The organism is Curvibacter soli, from assembly GCF_029211125.1.
GTDB classification, from domain to species: Bacteria; Pseudomonadota; Gammaproteobacteria; order Burkholderiales; family Burkholderiaceae_C; genus Curvibacter_A; species Curvibacter_A soli.
The window spans coordinates 1-14977 of sequence record NZ_JARGEN010000021.1; the positions used below are offsets into that span (position 1 = coordinate 1).

14 protein-coding genes and 1 pseudogene are annotated in these 14977 nt (G+C 67.6%); 12 read left to right on the plus strand and 3 right to left on the minus strand.

Going from position 1 to position 14977, the window contains the following annotated elements; genetic code table 11:
• The first annotated feature begins 76 nt into the window (after positions 1-76).
• From PY257_RS04740 to PY257_RS04785, 10 genes and pseudogenes are all read left to right on the plus strand, one after another.
• On the plus strand, positions 77-478 hold the full coding sequence (locus tag PY257_RS04740; protein ID WP_275739391.1) for a MerR family transcriptional regulator: 402 nt from the start codon (positions 77-79) through the stop codon (positions 476-478).
• A 75-nt stretch (positions 479-553) separates the two neighbouring features.
• Entirely contained in the window at positions 554-1204 is a 651-nt protein-coding gene (can, locus tag PY257_RS04745) for a carbonate dehydratase (protein WP_275739394.1), read from the plus strand.
• Positions 1205-1233: 29 nt separating this feature from the next.
• Positions 1234-3072 (plus strand): bifunctional isocitrate dehydrogenase kinase/phosphatase, encoded by a 1839-nt coding sequence (gene aceK, locus PY257_RS04750; protein WP_275739549.1) that lies wholly within the window; start codon positions 1234-1236, stop codon positions 3070-3072.
• The gene (locus tag PY257_RS04755) at positions 3065-4246 is read left to right on the plus strand and encodes an acetyl-CoA C-acyltransferase (protein WP_275739396.1); all 1182 of its coding nucleotides are present in this window, start codon (positions 3065-3067) and stop codon (positions 4244-4246) included. The genes aceK and PY257_RS04755 overlap by 8 nt, the downstream gene beginning before the upstream one ends.
• 97 nt (positions 4247-4343) lie before the next feature.
• Positions 4344-5474, plus strand: a complete 1131-nt coding sequence (locus PY257_RS04760) for an acyl-CoA dehydrogenase family protein (RefSeq protein ID WP_275739398.1) — start codon at positions 4344-4346, stop codon at positions 5472-5474.
• Positions 5474-5875: a YchJ family protein gene (locus PY257_RS04765; protein ID WP_275739400.1), complete on the plus strand. Its 402-nt coding sequence runs from the start codon at positions 5474-5476 to the stop codon at positions 5873-5875. The genes PY257_RS04760 and PY257_RS04765 overlap by 1 nt, the downstream gene beginning before the upstream one ends.
• A 62-nt stretch (positions 5876-5937) precedes the next feature.
• On the plus strand, positions 5938-6612 hold the full coding sequence (locus PY257_RS04770) for an HAD family hydrolase (RefSeq protein WP_275739402.1): 675 nt from the start codon (positions 5938-5940) through the stop codon (positions 6610-6612).
• Between the two features lie 115 nt (positions 6613-6727).
• On the plus strand, positions 6728-8071 hold the full coding sequence (gene argG / locus PY257_RS04775; RefSeq protein ID WP_275739404.1) for an argininosuccinate synthase: 1344 nt from the start codon (positions 6728-6730) through the stop codon (positions 8069-8071).
• Between the two features lie 152 nt (positions 8072-8223).
• On the plus strand, positions 8224-9273 hold the full coding sequence (locus PY257_RS04780; protein ID WP_275739406.1) for an NAD(P)-dependent alcohol dehydrogenase: 1050 nt from the start codon (positions 8224-8226) through the stop codon (positions 9271-9273).
• A 192-nt stretch (positions 9274-9465) separates the two neighbouring features.
• A pseudogene (locus PY257_RS04785) lies at positions 9466-9597 on the plus strand (IS630 family transposase); the annotation flags it as partial.
• On the opposite strand, the gene PY257_RS04790 reads toward PY257_RS04785, so the two are convergent.
• The 3 genes from PY257_RS04790 to PY257_RS04800 form a co-directional block, all read right to left on the minus strand.
• Positions 9582-10853, minus strand: a complete 1272-nt coding sequence (locus PY257_RS04790; RefSeq protein WP_275739408.1) for an MgtC/SapB family protein — start codon at positions 10851-10853, stop codon at positions 9582-9584. The pseudogene PY257_RS04785 and the gene PY257_RS04790 overlap by 16 nt on opposite strands.
• Before the next feature lie 177 nt (positions 10854-11030).
• On the minus strand, positions 11031-11186 hold the full coding sequence (locus PY257_RS04795) for a hypothetical protein (protein WP_275739411.1): 156 nt from the start codon (positions 11184-11186) through the stop codon (positions 11031-11033).
• Between the two features lie 98 nt (positions 11187-11284).
• Positions 11285-12766 (minus strand): AMP nucleosidase, encoded by a 1482-nt coding sequence (locus PY257_RS04800; protein ID WP_275739413.1) that lies wholly within the window; start codon positions 12764-12766, stop codon positions 11285-11287.
• Between the two features lie 169 nt (positions 12767-12935).
• Between PY257_RS04800 and PY257_RS04805 the strand changes: the two genes are divergently transcribed.
• Positions 12936-13199 carry a hypothetical protein gene (locus PY257_RS04805; protein WP_275739415.1) on the plus strand — a complete coding sequence of 88 codons (264 nt, stop codon included), beginning with the start codon at positions 12936-12938 and terminating at the stop codon, positions 13197-13199.
• A gap of 204 nt (positions 13200-13403) precedes the next feature.
• Positions 13404-14831 carry an ATP-dependent RNA helicase DbpA gene (gene dbpA, locus PY257_RS04810; RefSeq protein WP_275739417.1) on the plus strand — a complete coding sequence of 476 codons (1428 nt, stop codon included), beginning with the start codon at positions 13404-13406 and terminating at the stop codon, positions 14829-14831.
• Positions 14832-14977 lie beyond the last annotated feature (146 nt).

The following is a 14977-nucleotide window of genomic DNA, read 5'->3' on the forward strand; positions in this document are numbered from 1 at the left end:
CTTACAGCTTCCCTAGCCCCTCCCCAGTCCCCTGGCGAGGGGCTTTCGGGTTCCTGGGGTGCATAGAGTCCATGCCATGGTCACGGAATACAGTATCAGCGACCTTGCCAAAGAGTTCGATTTGACAACGCGGGCCATGCGCTTCTACGAGGACATGGGCTTGCTGGAGCCGAGGCATGAAGGGCCCAGCGGGCGCAAGCGCGTGTATTCGGCGCGCGACCGCACCCGCCTGCGACTGACACTGCGTGCCAAGCGGTTGGGCCTGAGCTTGAGCGAGGCACGGGACATCATCGATATGTATGACAGCCCGCGTGACACGGGGCCCCAATTGCACAAGTTCCTCATGGTGTTGGAGCAGCACCGCCGGCAGCTCGAAGAGCAGATGGCGGATTTGCAAGTCAATCTGAGCGAAGTGCGCGCCCACGAGAAAGAGGCGCGTGCGCTGCTGCAAAAGCTCGAAAAGAAGAACGACCTCTGAACGCGGCATAATTGACGTTTACGTCAACGTCAATCAAGACTGCGGCTATGCTTGCGCAACTGAGACAATCCGGCCATGCCCCTGAAAGATCTCTTCGCCCACAACCGCGCCTGGGCCGCACAGATGGAGCGCGAGCGGCCGGGTTTCTTCACCAGCTTGGTGAAGCAGCAAACGCCGAAGTACATGTGGATCGGCTGTTCGGACAGCCGCGTGCCGGCCAACCAGATCACGGGCCTGGAGCCCGGCGAGGTTTTCGTCCACCGCAACGTGGCCAACATCGTGGTGCATTCCGACCTCAACGCGCTGTCCGCCATTCAGTTCGCCGTGGAGCGGCTCAAGGTCGAGCACATCATGGTGGTGGGCCACTATGGCTGCTCGGGCGTGCAGGCGGCGCTGGAGCGCGCCCGCATTGGTCTGGCCGACAACTGGCTGCGCCACATCCAGTCGGTGCGCGACCACCATCGTGCCTTGCTGGACCGCCTGCCGGAACATCAACGCGCCAACGCCCTGTGCGATCTCAACGTGGTGGAGCAGGTGGTCAATGTCAGCGTCAGCACGGTGATGCTCGATGCCTGGGCGCGCAACCAGAAGGTCATGGTGCATGGCTGGGCCTTCGGCGTACACGATGGCCTGCTGCAGGATCTGCACGTGACAGTGTCGTCCACTGAATCGCTAGAAGGCGTCTATGCAGCCGCGGTAGAGCGCATATCCGCCAGATACGCCTGAAGGGCACAGGACCGGTCATGGCCAAGGTCATCTTCCCGCAGCGTCTGGACGTGCCTGAGGCCTATGACATAGCGCGCGCGATGATGGACGGCTTCAATCGCCACTACCGCCTGTTTCGTACCGAATCCGCACGCGCCAAGCACCGTTTCGAGACAGCCGACTGGCACGGCCAGCAGCGTGCCCAGCGTGAGCGCATCGAGTTCTACGACCTGCGCGTCAAGGAATGCGTGACGCGGCTGGAGAAGGAGTTCAAGGCTGGCGAGCAGCCCATGGAGGTATGGCACCAGGTCAAGCTGCACTACATCGGGCTGCTGGTAGACCACCACCAGCCCGAGCTGGCCGAGACCTTCTTCAACTCGATCACCACCAAGATCCTGCACCGCACGCATTTCCACAACGATTTCATCTTCGTGCGGCCCGCGATCAGCACCGAGTACATCGAGAACGACGAGCCCGCCGCGCGCCCCACCTACCGTTCGTACTATCCCGCCCACGATTCGCTGCTCGGCACGCTCGCGCGCATCGTCACCAACTTCCAGATCCAGCGCCCGTTCGAGGATTTCGAGCGCGACATCGGCTACGTGCATGCCGCCATGCGCCAGCGCATCGACCCGATGCGCCTGCGCGCCAACTTCCAGCTCCAGGTGCTCGCCAGCCTATTCTTCCGCAACAAGGGTGCTTATGTGGTGGGCAAGATCATCAATGGCTTCAACGAAGTGCCGTTCGCACTGCCCATCTTGCACGGCGAAGCGGGCCGGCTGGTCATCGATGCGGCGCTGTTCGGCGAAGACGATCTGCAGATGCTGTTCAGCTTCGCGCGCGCCTACTTCATGGTGGACATGGAGATTCCCGCGGCCTATGTGCACTTCCTGCGCTCGCTCATGCCGCGCAAGCCGCGCGGCGAGATCTACAACGCGATCGGCCTGGCCAAGCAAGGCAAGACATTGTTCTACCGCGACTTCCTGTTCCACCTGAAGCATTCCAGCGACCGCTTCCGCATCGCGCCAGGCATCAAGGGCATGGTCATGCTGGTGTTCGACCTGCCCTCGTTCCCCTATGTGTTCAAGGTCATCAAGGACTACTACCCGCCGCAGAAGGACACCACGCGTGCGCAGATCGCGGCCAAGTACCTGCTGGTCAAGCAGCACGACCGCGTGGGCCGCATGGCCGACACGCTCGAATACAGCGAGGTCGCCTTCCCCCGCGAGCGCTTCGAAGACGAACTGATCGCCGAGATCGCACAGTTCGCCCCCAGCCAGCTCGAAATCTCCGACCGCGACGGCGACGGCAACGTCGAGGTCATCATCAAGCACCTCTACATCGAGCGCCGCATGATCCCGCTCAACATCTACCTGCAGGAAGCCTTCGATACTGGCCTGCATGAACCACGCGCACGGGCCCAGATGGAAAAGAGCGTGATCGACTATGGCAACGCCATCAAGGACCTGGTGGCCGCCAACATCTTTCCCGGTGACATGCTGTGGAAGAACTTCGGCGTCACGCGCAACGGCAAGGTCGTGTTCTATGACTACGACGAGATCGAATACATTACCGACTGCAACTTCCGCCGCGTGCCTGCGCCGCGCCACGAAGAAGACGAGTTCAGCGGCGAAGTCTGGTATCCCGTCGGCCCGCGCGACGTGTTCCCTGAAACCTTCGGCCCCTTCCTGCTCGGCAACGACGCCGTGCGCGAGGTGTTTTTGCGCCACCACGCCGACCTGCTCGACGCGGCGTTCTGGCAATCGCACAAGGAGCGCATCCAGGCCGGGCATGTGTACGACGTGTTTCCCTACGAGCGCGAGCGGCGCTTCCCGCCATCCAGAGTCCCCCTGTCCCCCACCCCATCCAAGGAGATGAACCATGCCTGAATCCATCGTCATCATCGGCGCCGCGCGCACGCCCATGGGCGCGTTCCAGGGCGACTTCGCCAGCCTGGCGGCGCACGACCTCGGCGGCGCCGCCATCCGCGCGGCAGTCGAGCGCGCGGGCATCGCGCCCGACCTCGTCACCGAAGTGCTGTTCGGCAACTGCCTCATGGCCGGCCAGGGCCAGGCCCCGGCGCGCCAGGCCGCATTCAAGGGCGGCCTGCCCAAAAGCGCGGGCGCGGTCACGCTCAGCAAGATGTGCGGCTCGGGCATGAAGGCCGCCATGTTCGCGCACGACATGCTGCTGGCCGGCAGCCACGACGTGATGGTCGCCGGCGGCATGGAGAGCATGACCAACGCGCCCTACCTGCTGCAGAAAGGCCGCAGTGGCTACCGGCTGGGCCACGACCGCATCTTCGACCACATGATGCTCGACGGCCTGGAGGACGCCTACGAGCCCGGCCGCTCCATGGGCACCTTCGGCGAAGACTGCGCGGCCAAGTACGGCTTCACCCGCGCCGACCAGGACGTCTTCGCCATCGCCAGCGTGCAGCGCGCCCAGGCCGCCACGCAGTCGGGCGCGTTCGCGGCGGAAATCACGCCCATCGCCGTCAAGACCCGCGCCGGCGAAACCGTGGTGTCCATCGACGAAGGCCCGACCAAGGCCCGGCTCGACAAGATCGCCCAGCTCAAGCCCGCGTTCAAGAAGGACGGCACCATCACCGCCGCCTCCAGCTCCAGCATCAACGACGGCGCCGCCGCGCTCGTGATGGTGCGTGCATCCACCGCCGCCAAGCTCGGCGCCAGGCCGCTCGCGCGCATCGTCGCCCATGCCATGCATGCGCAGGAACCCAACTGGTTCACCACCGCCCCCGTGGGCGCCACGCAGAAGGCACTGGCCAAGGCCGGCTGGAGCGCGAAGGACGTGGACCTGTGGGAGGTCAACGAAGCCTTCGCCGTCGTGCCCATGGCGCTCATGCAGGAGCTGAACGTGCCGCACGACATCGTCAACGTCAACGGCGGTGCCTGTGCACTCGGCCACCCCATCGGCGCCAGCGGCGCGCGCATCATGGTCACGCTGATCCACGCGCTGCAGGCGCGCGGCAAGAAGCGCGGCCTGGCCACGCTGTGCATCGGCGGCGGAGAGGCGACCGCAGTGGCGCTTGAACTGCTCTGATTTACTCAGTTTTTGATAGCTGCCAGCGCAGGTGGAATAAGCGCTAGGGGCACTTTTTATCCATAAATGGCCCGTCCCCGCGGGCCGGGAGACAAGCATGCTGCTGACCCCAGATCAGGAGGCCATCCGCGATACCGTGCGCGCCTTCGCCCAGGCTGAACTCGCGCCGCATGCCGCACGCTGGGACAAGGAACACCATTTCCCGCAAGACGCTCACCGCGGCCTGGCCGCGCTCGGCGCCTACGGCATCTGCGTGCCCGAGGACCTGGGCGGCGCGGGCCTGGACTATCTCAGCCTGGCGCTCGTGCTGGAGGAAATCGCCGCCGGCGACGGCGGCACCAGCACCGTCATCAGCGTCACCAACTGCCCCGTCAACGCCATCCTGATGCGCTACGGCAGCGCGGCGCAGCAGCGGCAGTGGCTGGCACCGCTGGCGCAAGGCGAGATGCTCGGCGCCTTCTGCCTCACCGAGCCGCAGGTGGGCAGCGATGCCTCGGCGCTGCAGACCACCGCGGCCCGCGAGGGCGACGTCTATGTGCTCAACGGCGTCAAGCAGTTCATCACCAGCGGCAAGAACGGGCAGGTCGCCATCGTCATCGCCGTCACCGACAAGGCGGCAGGCAAGCGCGGCATGAGCGCCTTCATCGTGCCCACCAGTACGCCGGGCTACCGTGTGGCGCGGCTGGAGGACAAACTGGGCCAGCACAGCAGCGACACCGCGCAGATCCTGTTCGAGAACTGCCGCGTGCCGGTGGAAAACCGCATCGGCGAGGAGGGGGAAGGCTACAAGATCGCGCTCTCGGCCCTGGAGGGCGGGCGCATCGGCATCGCCGCGCAGAGCGTGGGCATGGCGCGCGCCGCGTTCGACTGCGCGCTGCAGTATTCGAAGGAACGCCAGAGCTTCGGCGCCGCCATCTTCCAGCACCAGGCCGTGGGCTTTCGCCTGGCCGACTGCGCCACGCAGATCGAGGCCGCGCGCCAGCTCATCTGGCACGCCGCCGCGCTGCGCGACGCGGGCCGGCCCTGCCTGAAGGAAGCCGCCATGGCCAAGCTGTTCGCCAGCGAGATGGCCGAACGCGTGTGCAGCGCGGCCATCCAGACGCTGGGCGGCTACGGCTACGTGCGCGACTTCCCCGTGGAGCGCATCTACCGCGACGTGCGCGTGTGCCAGATCTACGAAGGCACTTCGGACGTGCAGAAAATTCTCATCCAGCGCGCGCTGGCCTGATGGCGCGGCCCGGGGATGCATGCCCCTGCGGCGGCGGCCCGGGCTACCCGGCCTGCTGCGGCCGCTACATCGACCACTTCGACGCCACGCCCGCGCCCGATGCAGCGAGCCTCATGCGTTCGCGCTACACCGCCTTCGTGCGCGAGGACGCGGCCTACCTGCTCGCCACCTGGCACGCCGGCACGCGCCCGCCGCAGGTCGGCTTCGAGCCCGGCGCGCGCTGGCTGGGCCTGGAGGTGCGCGGCGCGCAGCAGCAGAGCATGGACCACGCCACGGTCGAATTCGTCGCCCGCATGCGCGACGCGGACGGTCGCGCCCACCGCCTGCACGAGCGCAGCCGCTTCGTGCGCACGCAGGGGCGTTGGTACTATGTGGACGGCGACCTCCTCGCCTCTTCATAACCAAATTGGCCCGCAGCGCTTATAAAACATGCGCAAGCAGCTATCAATTTCATAGTATCCAGATGCCCCAGTGCTTCGGCGCCGTGCTCTTCGACTGCGACGGCGTGCTCGTCGATTCCGAGCCCATCACCAACCGCGTGCTGCGCGACATGCTCGAAGAACGCGGCTGGGCGCTGACCCAGGAAGAATGCCTGCGCATCTTCATCGGCAAGGCCGTGAAGGACGAGGCGGCCCTGATCGAGCGCCAGACCGGCCAGCCGCTCACGCAGGAGTGGCTGGCCGGCTTCTGGCGCCGCCGCAACGCCGCGCTGGAGCAGGAGTTGCAACCCATCCCCGGCGCGCCTGAGGCTGTGCGTGCGCTCCACCGCGCGTTCGAGGGCCGCATCGCCTGTGCCTCGGGCGCGGACAAGCACAAGGTGGAGTTGCAGTTGGAGAAGGTCGGCCTCCATGCGCTTTTCAAAGGCCGCATCTTCAGCGGCCACGACATGCCGCGCAGCAAGCCTGCGCCCGACGTCTATCTGGCGGCGGCGGCGTCCCTGGGCGTGCCGTCCGCACACTGTGCCGTGGTGGAAGACACGGTGACCGGTGCCACGGCAGGCGTGGCCGCGGGTGCCACCGTGTTCGGCTACAGCCCCGGCGGCCTGGGCCACAGCAGCGCGCAGGCGCTGCGCGGGGTGGGCGTGGCGCAGGTGTTCACGGACATGCGCGCGCTGCCCGCGCTGCTGCTGGGCGTGTGACCGGCGGGCGCCCAGGCAGGCGAGTACCCCGGGGGCGCCAGGGCGGATAATGGCGGGCTGGCGATGGCCTGCGAGGCCCGCTTTCTCTCCACCGCATCCCCAGCAGCAGCAGACGATGGCAACCATTCTTCAGCAGATTCCCGCCGGCCAGAAGGTCGGCATCGCGTTCTCCGGCGGCCTGGACACCAGCGCCGCCCTGCGCTGGATGCGCAACAAGGGCGCCGTGCCCTACGCCTACACCGCCAACCTCGGCCAGCCCGACGAGCCCGACTACGACGAGATCCCGCGCAAGGCCATGCTCTACGGCGCCGAGAAGGCGCGCCTGGTGGACTGCCGCAGCCAGCTCGTGGCCGAGGGCATCGCCGCGCTGCAGGCCGGCGCCTTCCACATCAGCACCGCCGGCGTGACCTACTTCAACACCACGCCCCTGGGCCGCGCCGTCACCGGCACCATGCTGGTGGCCGCGATGAAGGAGGACGACGTCAACATCTGGGGTGACGGCTCCACCTTCAAGGGCAACGACATCGAGCGGTTCTACCGCTACGGCCTGCTGACCAACCCGGCGCTCAAAATCTACAAGCCCTGGCTCGACCAGTTGTTCATCGACGAACTCGGCGGCCGCGCGGAAATGTCCGCCTTCATGGCCCGCGAAGGCTTCGCCTACAAAATGAGCGCCGAGAAGGCGTACAGCACCGACAGCAACCTGCTCGGCGCCACGCACGAGGCCAAGGACCTGGAGCACCTCTCCAGCGGCATCCGCATCGTCAACCCCATCATGGGCGTGGCATTCTGGCGCGACGACGTGGCCGTCAAGGCCGAGGAGGTGAGCGTGCGCTTCGAGCAGGGCCGGCCCGTGGCCCTCAATGGCCGCACCTTCGCCAGCGCCGTCGAACTGCTGCTCGAAGCCAACCGCATCGGCGGCCGCCACGGCCTGGGCATGAGCGACCAGATCGAGAACCGCATCATCGAGGCCAAGAGCCGCGGCATCTACGAGGCCCCCGGCATGGCGCTGCTATTCGTGGCCTACGAGCGGCTGGTCACCGGCATCCACAACGAGGACACCATCGAGCAGTACCGCGACAACGGTCGCAAGCTCGGCCGCCTGCTCTACCAGGGCCGCTGGTTCGACCCGCAGGCCATCATGCTGCGCGAGACGGCGCAACGCTGGGTGGCGCGCGCCATCACCGGTGAAGTGACCATCGAGCTGCGACGCGGCAACGACTATTCCATCCTGAATACCGAGTCGCCCAACCTCACTTACGCGCCCGAGCGCCTGAGCATGGAGAAGGTGGAAGACGCGCCGTTCAGCCCCGCCGACCGCATCGGCCAGCTGACCATGCGCAACCTCGACATCACCGACACGCGCGCCAAGCTCGGCGTGTACGCCAAGGCCGGGCTGCTGCTGCCCGCCGATGGTATTGCGCTGGCGCAGCTCCAGGACGAGAGCGGCGGCAAGTAAGCGCCGCCTGCGGCGGCTGGCGCCCGGCTGATCCGGCCCGTCCGCACGGGATCAGCCGAGCGTTTCTGCCGGTATCGCGCCGTGACATGCACGGGTCGCGCAAACGCGATAAGGTTGCCCCTCTGTCTCTGTCTTTCTTCGAGGAATCCGCCATGGCCCAAGCACTCGCCTATGCAGCAACGTCCCCCAGCAGCCCGCTGGGCCCGTACACCATCGAGCGCCGTACGCCCGGCGATCTGGACGTGGCCATCGACATTCTCTACTGCGGCGTCTGCCACTCCGACCTGCACACCGCCCGCAACGAATGGGGCGGCACCGTCTACCCCAGCGTGCCGGGCCACGAGATCGTGGGCCGGGTCACGGCCGTCGGCGCGCTGGTCAGCAAGTTCAAGACCGGCGATCTCGTCGGCGTGGGCTGCATGGTGGACAGCTGCCAGCACTGCGTGCCCTGCGCCGAGGGGCTGGAGCAGTACTGCGACAACGGCTTCACCGGCACCTACAACGGGCCCGAGCAGGGAACGGGCGCCACCACCTACGGCGGCTATTCCAAGCAAGTCGTGGTGCGGGAGAGCTTCGTGCTCAAGATCACGCACGACGACGCCACGCTCGCCGCCGTGGCGCCGCTGCTGTGCGCGGGCATCACCACCTATTCGCCGCTGCGCCAGTGGCAGGTCGGCCCGGGCCAGAAGGTGGGCATCGTGGGCCTGGGCGGCCTGGGCCACATGGGGGTGAAGATCGCCGCTGCCATGGGCGCGCACGTGGTGCTGTTCACCACGTCGGAGGGCAAACGCGCGGACGCGCTGCGCCTGGGCGCGCACGAGGTCGTGGTGTCGAAGAACCCGGACGAGATGGCCGCCCACATGGGCAGCCTGGACTTCGTCCTGAACACCGTGGCCGCACCGCACAGCCTGGACCCATTCATCGCCCTGCTCAAGCTCGACGGCACCATGACGCTGGTGGGCGCGCCGGCCAGCCCGCACCCGTCGCCGGCGGTGTTCGGCCTGATCATGCGGCGCCGCCGCATCGCCGGCTCGCTGATCGGCGGCATCCGCGAAACGCAGGAGATGCTGGACTTCTGCGCCAGCCACGGCATCGTCTCGGACATCGAGATGATCCGCATGGACGAAATCAACACCGCCTACGAGCGCATGCTGAAAAGCGACGTGAAGTACCGTTTCGTGATCGATATGGCAACGCTCTGACACGGCGGGCTACTGCCCGCAAGGAGGAGCAACGCCGCATGGCGCGCCGAGCGCGGTGCTGGCAGGTGCATCGCACTCTCACCCACGAGGCGAACGCCATCGAAGCCGGCAACGCTCGATTTCCTGCGGCCTGGCAAGGGATGCAAAGCGGTCAACTGCCGTTTCCAGGATCATTAGGGCAGTGGTTGGCCAGCGCGTGTCGACACGGACGTGCGCGGCAGAAGCTTTGCCTCGGCAGGCCAAACCCCTGTGGCGAGGGCCGTGGGCGGGACGCGCCAGAGGCTCTCGATGAGCGCGACGGTGACCAATCAGGGCAAGACCCGCTGCAGGGCCAGCACACCCACAAATGCCAGCGTGTGTGCCACGATGCCCGGCGCCACAGCCAGCGCATAGCGCCAGCCGCCGCTGGCCAGTGCCACGACACATTTGCTGCCCGCATGCACGAGCAGCGCGGACATCAGGGCCGAGACGATGGCGGGTGCCGCTGTGCTGTCCGGGCCGCCCCGCACCAGCACCGCAGCCGTGGCGGCATGCACATCGGCCAGGGCCGCCAGCATGGCACCGGCCCGCATGCCCGCATCGCCTTGCCACGCCGTCAGCAAATGCACGCCCACCTGGATGCCCGTGAGCAAGGCGGCAATGATCAAGGCGTCGCGCAACTTGAACATGGGAGCATCGGGCAGCACACCGGCAGCCGCCGCGGGCGCGTGCCCGCCCGCCGCGCCCCGACCGCCCCACCACCCCAGGGCGGCCGCCACACAGCCCCCTGCCAGGGCCGGCAGCCACAGCCGCGCCAGCCACTGCGGCTGCGCCGTGGCGGCCACCACCACGATCTGCACCATGGTGGCCACGCACGACAGCAGGGCCGCCCCCGCATGGGCGCGCGGCGCGGCCTGGCCGGCACGCACCTCCATGCCCAAGCTGGCAATGGTGGCGGTGCTTGACACAAACCCCGACGCCAGCGCCGACAGCGCCATGGCATGGCGCGCCTGCATCAGGCGCCGGCCCACATGCGCCAGCGACTGGATCACCAGCAGCACGATGACCAGGCGCACCACCACCTGCGGGTTCAACACCCCTTGCCACAGTGGCCTGTCGGGAACCAGCGGATACACCAGCAAGGCCAGCGCGCCCAAAATGAGCCCGCTGCGCACCTCGCCGGGCTGCAGCCACTGGCTGGAAAACTGGTGCAAAGGGTCACGCAGCGCCAGCAGCCCCGTCACCACCACGGCCAGGGCGGCGGCCAGCAACTGGTCGCGCACGCAGATCACGCCGATCAGGTAGGCCAGCAGCAGCGCGATTTCGGTGGTCACCCCCGGGTCGCCCGACCGGTCGCGGGCATAGGCCACCACGGTCAGGGCCGCCACCAACACAGCCCCGACCACCACCAGCGCAGGAACAGCGGTCAGCGCGGCGGTGGCACCGGCAATGGACACCAGGGTGAATGACCGGACCCCGGCCAACGACCGGTAAGGCCCCGCCCCCTTGCGGCGCTCCCGCTCGATACCCATCAGCAACCCGCACCCTGCGGCACTCGCCAGCATGGCCAGCGCCGTAGAAAAATCTGCCACATCCTGCATGGACTTTTGCACCTTTCATCTCAGTTGCTCCACCGCGCTCGCGCGCCACTCGCGACGCATGAAACTGGCGCAGCCCAATGCCAGGGATACCGCGCAACCGGCTTTGCCGGGCCGCCGGTATCGCCCCCGGCGAGGGGGTTGGCGGCCACACGCAGTGGGCAAGCCTGGGGGAGTGTTTCACTTCAGACCACCTTGCGCCAGACGTTCAAGCGCGAATGCGGCATCACGCAGGGAATATCGCGCCGCCGTGCGCAATGAGCGCGGTGCTGGCATGTGCATAGCGCTCTCACCCACGAGGTGAACGCCATCGAAGCCGTCAACGCTCGATTTCATGCGGCCTGGCAAGGGATACACAGCGGTCAATTGCCGTTTCCAGGTTCAGCGCAGGAAAGCGTGGAGAGATGGCGTGCTTGCGCGGCCGAGCCTCGACTTCACTGGAACGCCACCTCGGCGAAGCTGCGCAGCTTGCGGCTGTGCAGCCGGTCCACGCCGCCTTCGCGCAGGATGTCGATGGCGCGCATGCCGATGCGCAGATGCTGGTCCACGCGCTCGCGGTAGAAGTGGTTGGCCATGCCGGGCAGTTTGATCTCGCCGTGCAGCGGCTTGTCGGACACGCACAGCAGCGTGCCGTAGGGCACGCGGAAGCGAAAGCCGTTGGCGGCTATCGCCGCGCTCTCCATGTCCAGCGCCACCGCGCGGCTCTGGCTGAAGCGGCGCTGGGGCTCGTTCTCGGGCAGCAGCTCCCAGTTGCGGTTGTCGGTGCTGGCCACCGTGCCGGTACGCATGATGCGCTTGAGGTTGGCGCCGGCCAGGCCGGTCACGTCGGCCACGCCCTTCTCCAGCGCGAGCTGGATTTCCGCCAGCGCGGGGATGGGCACCCACAGCGGCAGCTCTTCGTCTAGCACGTGGTCCTCGCGCACGTAGGCATGGGCCAGCACATAGTCGCCCAGTTGCTGGCTGTTGCGCAGGCCCGCGCAGTGGCCCAGCATCAGCCAGGCGTGCGGGCGCAGCACGGCCACGTGGTCGGTGATGGTCTTGGCGTTGGACGGGCCCACGCCGATGTTGACCATGCTGATGCCGCTGCGGTCGGCGCGCACCAGGTGGTAGGCCGGCATTTGCGGCAGGCGCGGCGGCGGTGCGCCCAGCGTGTCGGCGGCCTCGGTGGGCAGGCCGGTGCGGCGCGTGACCACGTTGCCGGGCTCGATGAAGGCCACGTATTCGCTTGCCGGGTCGGCCATGGCCTCGTGGCCCAGGCGCACGAATTCGTCGATGTAGAACTGGTAGTTGGTGAACAGCACGAAGCTCTGGAACCATTCGGGCGCCGTGCCCGTGTAGTGGCGCAGGCGGTGCAGCGAATAGTCCACGCGCGGTGCGGTGAACAGTGACAGCGGCTGCGCCTCGCCGGGCTTGGCCTGCCAGGTGCCGTTGGCGATGCCATCGTCCATGGCGCCCAGGTCGGGCAGGTCGAACAGGTCGCGCATGAGCATGCGGCGCTCCGCGCTCAGGCTGCCTTCGATGTGGTCGTGCTCGGCGAACGAGAAGTGCACCGGGATCGGCTGGGTGCTGGTGCCCACCTCGATTTCCACGTTGTGGCTCTGGCGCAGCAGGCGCAACTGCTCGCAGTAGTAGCCGCCGAACAGGTCTGGGCGCGTCAGCGTGGTCTCGAATCGGCCCGGGCCCTGCACGAAGCCGAAGGCCAGCGACGAAGGGATGCGCACCACCGTGTCGGTGTGGATGCGCACGAACGGGTAGCAGGCACGCACGTGGCCCGGCAGATCCTCGCCGGCCACGAAGCGCTGCATGGCGTCGCGCAGGTGCTGCAGGCTGTCGTTGTAGATGGTGCGAATCTGGGCCAGGGCAGCATCGGGGTCTGAGAAGCTGGCGGGGGCGATGAAGGGCGGCAGATAGGGCATGCGGCTATTGTGCCCGCGCGCCGCATTCATGCCGGCGCACAGCCGGCGGCGGCGTATTCCTACATTCTGTTGCGAATGGCCCTGACGGGCCTGGCGGCGCATGGCGGCCTACAGTGGAAGCACCGAAGAACTGCGGCACGTTCCGCGTAAGACGAAAGGATTCACGGTCATGAATGCCACCGCCGCGATCACCGCCAACCCGTTTGCCCTGATGGTCACGCCCGAGCAGGTGCTGCAGACCATGGAGCAGTCCCGCTCCCTGCGCGCGCTGCACCAGCAGCAGTTTCGCCCGCTCGACCGCGACGACGAGGAGGACGACGCGCCCGCCGCCGCCCTGCCGAGCGCTGCGGCTTCGTCCCTGCCCGAGACCGAGCCCTGGCTGCGCGGCATGACGCGCGTGCAAGCCAGCCTGTACCGCGCGGTATTGGCCTGACCCCCGGGGCGCCCTCAGGCTAGTGCAGTGTTCGATGCTTGGCGGCACAAATAAAAGCGATGCGTTTTGGCGCAGGGCAAGGCGCAAACCACAGCGATAGCCGCGTAGCTATCGCGAGGATTTGCAACGCCGCCATGCGTCAAAAGGCGCGGGTTTATGTGCTGCTTAGCGTTGAACACTGCACCAGGTGCCGATAATCGGCGCATGACCACCGCCTCCACGCCGCCCGCTGCGCCGGGCTTCGGTGCCTTGCCCCTTTCCCCTGCCACACTCGCCAACCTGGAGGCGCTGGGCTACACGGCCATGACTCCCATCCAGGCCGCCAGCCTGCCGCCGGCCCTGGCCGGCCAGGACCTGATCGCCCAGGCGCAGACCGGCAGCGGCAAGACCGCGGCCTTCGCGCTGGCGCTGCTGGCCCGCCTGAACGCGCGCCGCTTCGCCGTGCAGGCCCTGGTGCTGTGCCCCACGCGCGAGCTGGCCGACCAGGTGGCCGCGGAAATCCGCCGCTTGGCGCGTGCCGAGGAAAACACCAAGGTCGTCACGCTCTGCGGCGGCGTGCCGCTGCGCGGCCAGGCCGCCAGCCTGGAGCACGGCGCGCACGTCGTGGTCGGCACGCCAGGCCGCGTGATGGACCATCTGGAGCGCGGCAGCCTGCAACTGGGTGCGCTGAACACGCTGGTGCTCGACGAAGCCGACCGCATGCTCGACATGGGTTTCTTCGACGACATCGCCACGGTGGCGCGGCAGTGCCCCCCGGAGCGCCAGACGCTGCTGTTCTCGGCCACCTACCCGGAGGGCATCGCCCGGCTTGCCCAGCGGTTCATGCGCAGTCCGCGGCAGATCGCGGTGCAGGCCCGGCAGGGCGAGGCCCGGATCGACCAGCGCTGGTACGAGGTGCAGGAAAGCGAGCGCCTGCACGCCGTGGCGCTGCTGCTCGCGCATTTCCGCCCCGCATCCACGCTGGCGTTCTGCAACACCAAGCAGCAATGCCGCGACCTGGTGGCGGTGCTGCGGGCCCAGGGCTTCAGCGCGCTGGCGCTGTACGGCGAGCTGGAGCAGCGCGAGCGCGACCAGGTGCTGGTGCGCTTCGCCAACCGCAGCTGCTCGGTGCTGGTGGCCACCGACGTGGCCGCGCGCGGGCTGGACATCGCGCAGTTGGCTGCCGTCATCAACGTGGACGTGACGCCCGACCCCGAGGTGCACATCCACCGCATCGGCCGCACCGGCCGCGTGGGCCAGGCGCAAGGCGAGGGCCTGGCGCTGAACCTGGCCAGCCTCGACGAGATGGGCAGCGTGGGCAAGATCGAGCAGTTGCAGGGCAGCGCGTCGCACTGGCATCCGCTGGCCGGACTCACGCCCGCCGGCGAAGGCCCGCTGCTGCCGGCCATGGCCACGCTGCAGATCGTGGGCGGGCGCAAGGAGAAGATCCGCGCCGGCGATGTGCTGGGTGCGCTGACCGGCGACTGCGGCTACACGCGCGAGCAGGTCGGCAAGATCAACGTGAACGACTTTTCCACCTATGTGGCGGTGGACCGGCGCATCGCGCGCGAGGCGGTGCAGCGCCTGAATGCCGGGCGCGTGAAGGGCCGCCCGGTGAAGGTGCGGCTGGTGGACGATGCGGCGGATGACTAAAGCATGCAGGGCGCAGTGCAGACCGGGCGCTTCGCCGCCGACATGCAGGCGCACCCGGTCGACGACGGGCCGGTGACGATCCCGCTGCGCATCTATTTGCTATCAAAATAAGAGCTGCTACCGCAGGTAGAATAAGCGCTGGAGGC

What these genes read in the sequence shown, in the direction of transcription:
- PY257_RS04740 (WP_275739391.1), top strand. Translation starts at nt 77, where the DNA reads ATGGTCACGGAATACAGTATCAGCGACCTTGCCAAAGAGTTCGATTTG.
- can (WP_275739394.1), top strand. Translation starts at nt 554, where the DNA reads ATGCCCCTGAAAGATCTCTTCGCCCACAACCGCGCCTGGGCCGCACAG.
- PY257_RS04755 (WP_275739396.1), top strand. Translation starts at nt 3,065, where the DNA reads ATGCCTGAATCCATCGTCATCATCGGCGCCGCGCGCACGCCCATGGGC.
- PY257_RS04760 (WP_275739398.1), top strand. Translation starts at nt 4,344, where the DNA reads ATGCTGCTGACCCCAGATCAGGAGGCCATCCGCGATACCGTGCGCGCC.
- PY257_RS04765 (WP_275739400.1), top strand. Translation starts at nt 5,474, where the DNA reads ATGGCGCGGCCCGGGGATGCATGCCCCTGCGGCGGCGGCCCGGGCTAC.
- PY257_RS04770 (WP_275739402.1), top strand. Translation starts at nt 5,938, where the DNA reads ATGCCCCAGTGCTTCGGCGCCGTGCTCTTCGACTGCGACGGCGTGCTC.
- argG (WP_275739404.1), top strand. Translation starts at nt 6,728, where the DNA reads ATGGCAACCATTCTTCAGCAGATTCCCGCCGGCCAGAAGGTCGGCATC.
- PY257_RS04780 (WP_275739406.1), top strand. Translation starts at nt 8,224, where the DNA reads ATGGCCCAAGCACTCGCCTATGCAGCAACGTCCCCCAGCAGCCCGCTG.
- PY257_RS04790 (WP_275739408.1), bottom strand. Translation starts at nt 10,853, where the DNA reads ATGCAGGATGTGGCAGATTTTTCTACGGCGCTGGCCATGCTGGCGAGT.
- PY257_RS04795 (WP_275739411.1), bottom strand. Translation starts at nt 11,186, where the DNA reads ATGAAATCGAGCGTTGACGGCTTCGATGGCGTTCACCTCGTGGGTGAG.
- PY257_RS04800 (WP_275739413.1), bottom strand. Translation starts at nt 12,766, where the DNA reads ATGCCCTATCTGCCGCCCTTCATCGCCCCCGCCAGCTTCTCAGACCCC.
- PY257_RS04805 (WP_275739415.1), top strand. Translation starts at nt 12,936, where the DNA reads ATGAATGCCACCGCCGCGATCACCGCCAACCCGTTTGCCCTGATGGTC.
- dbpA (WP_275739417.1), top strand. Translation starts at nt 13,404, where the DNA reads ATGACCACCGCCTCCACGCCGCCCGCTGCGCCGGGCTTCGGTGCCTTG.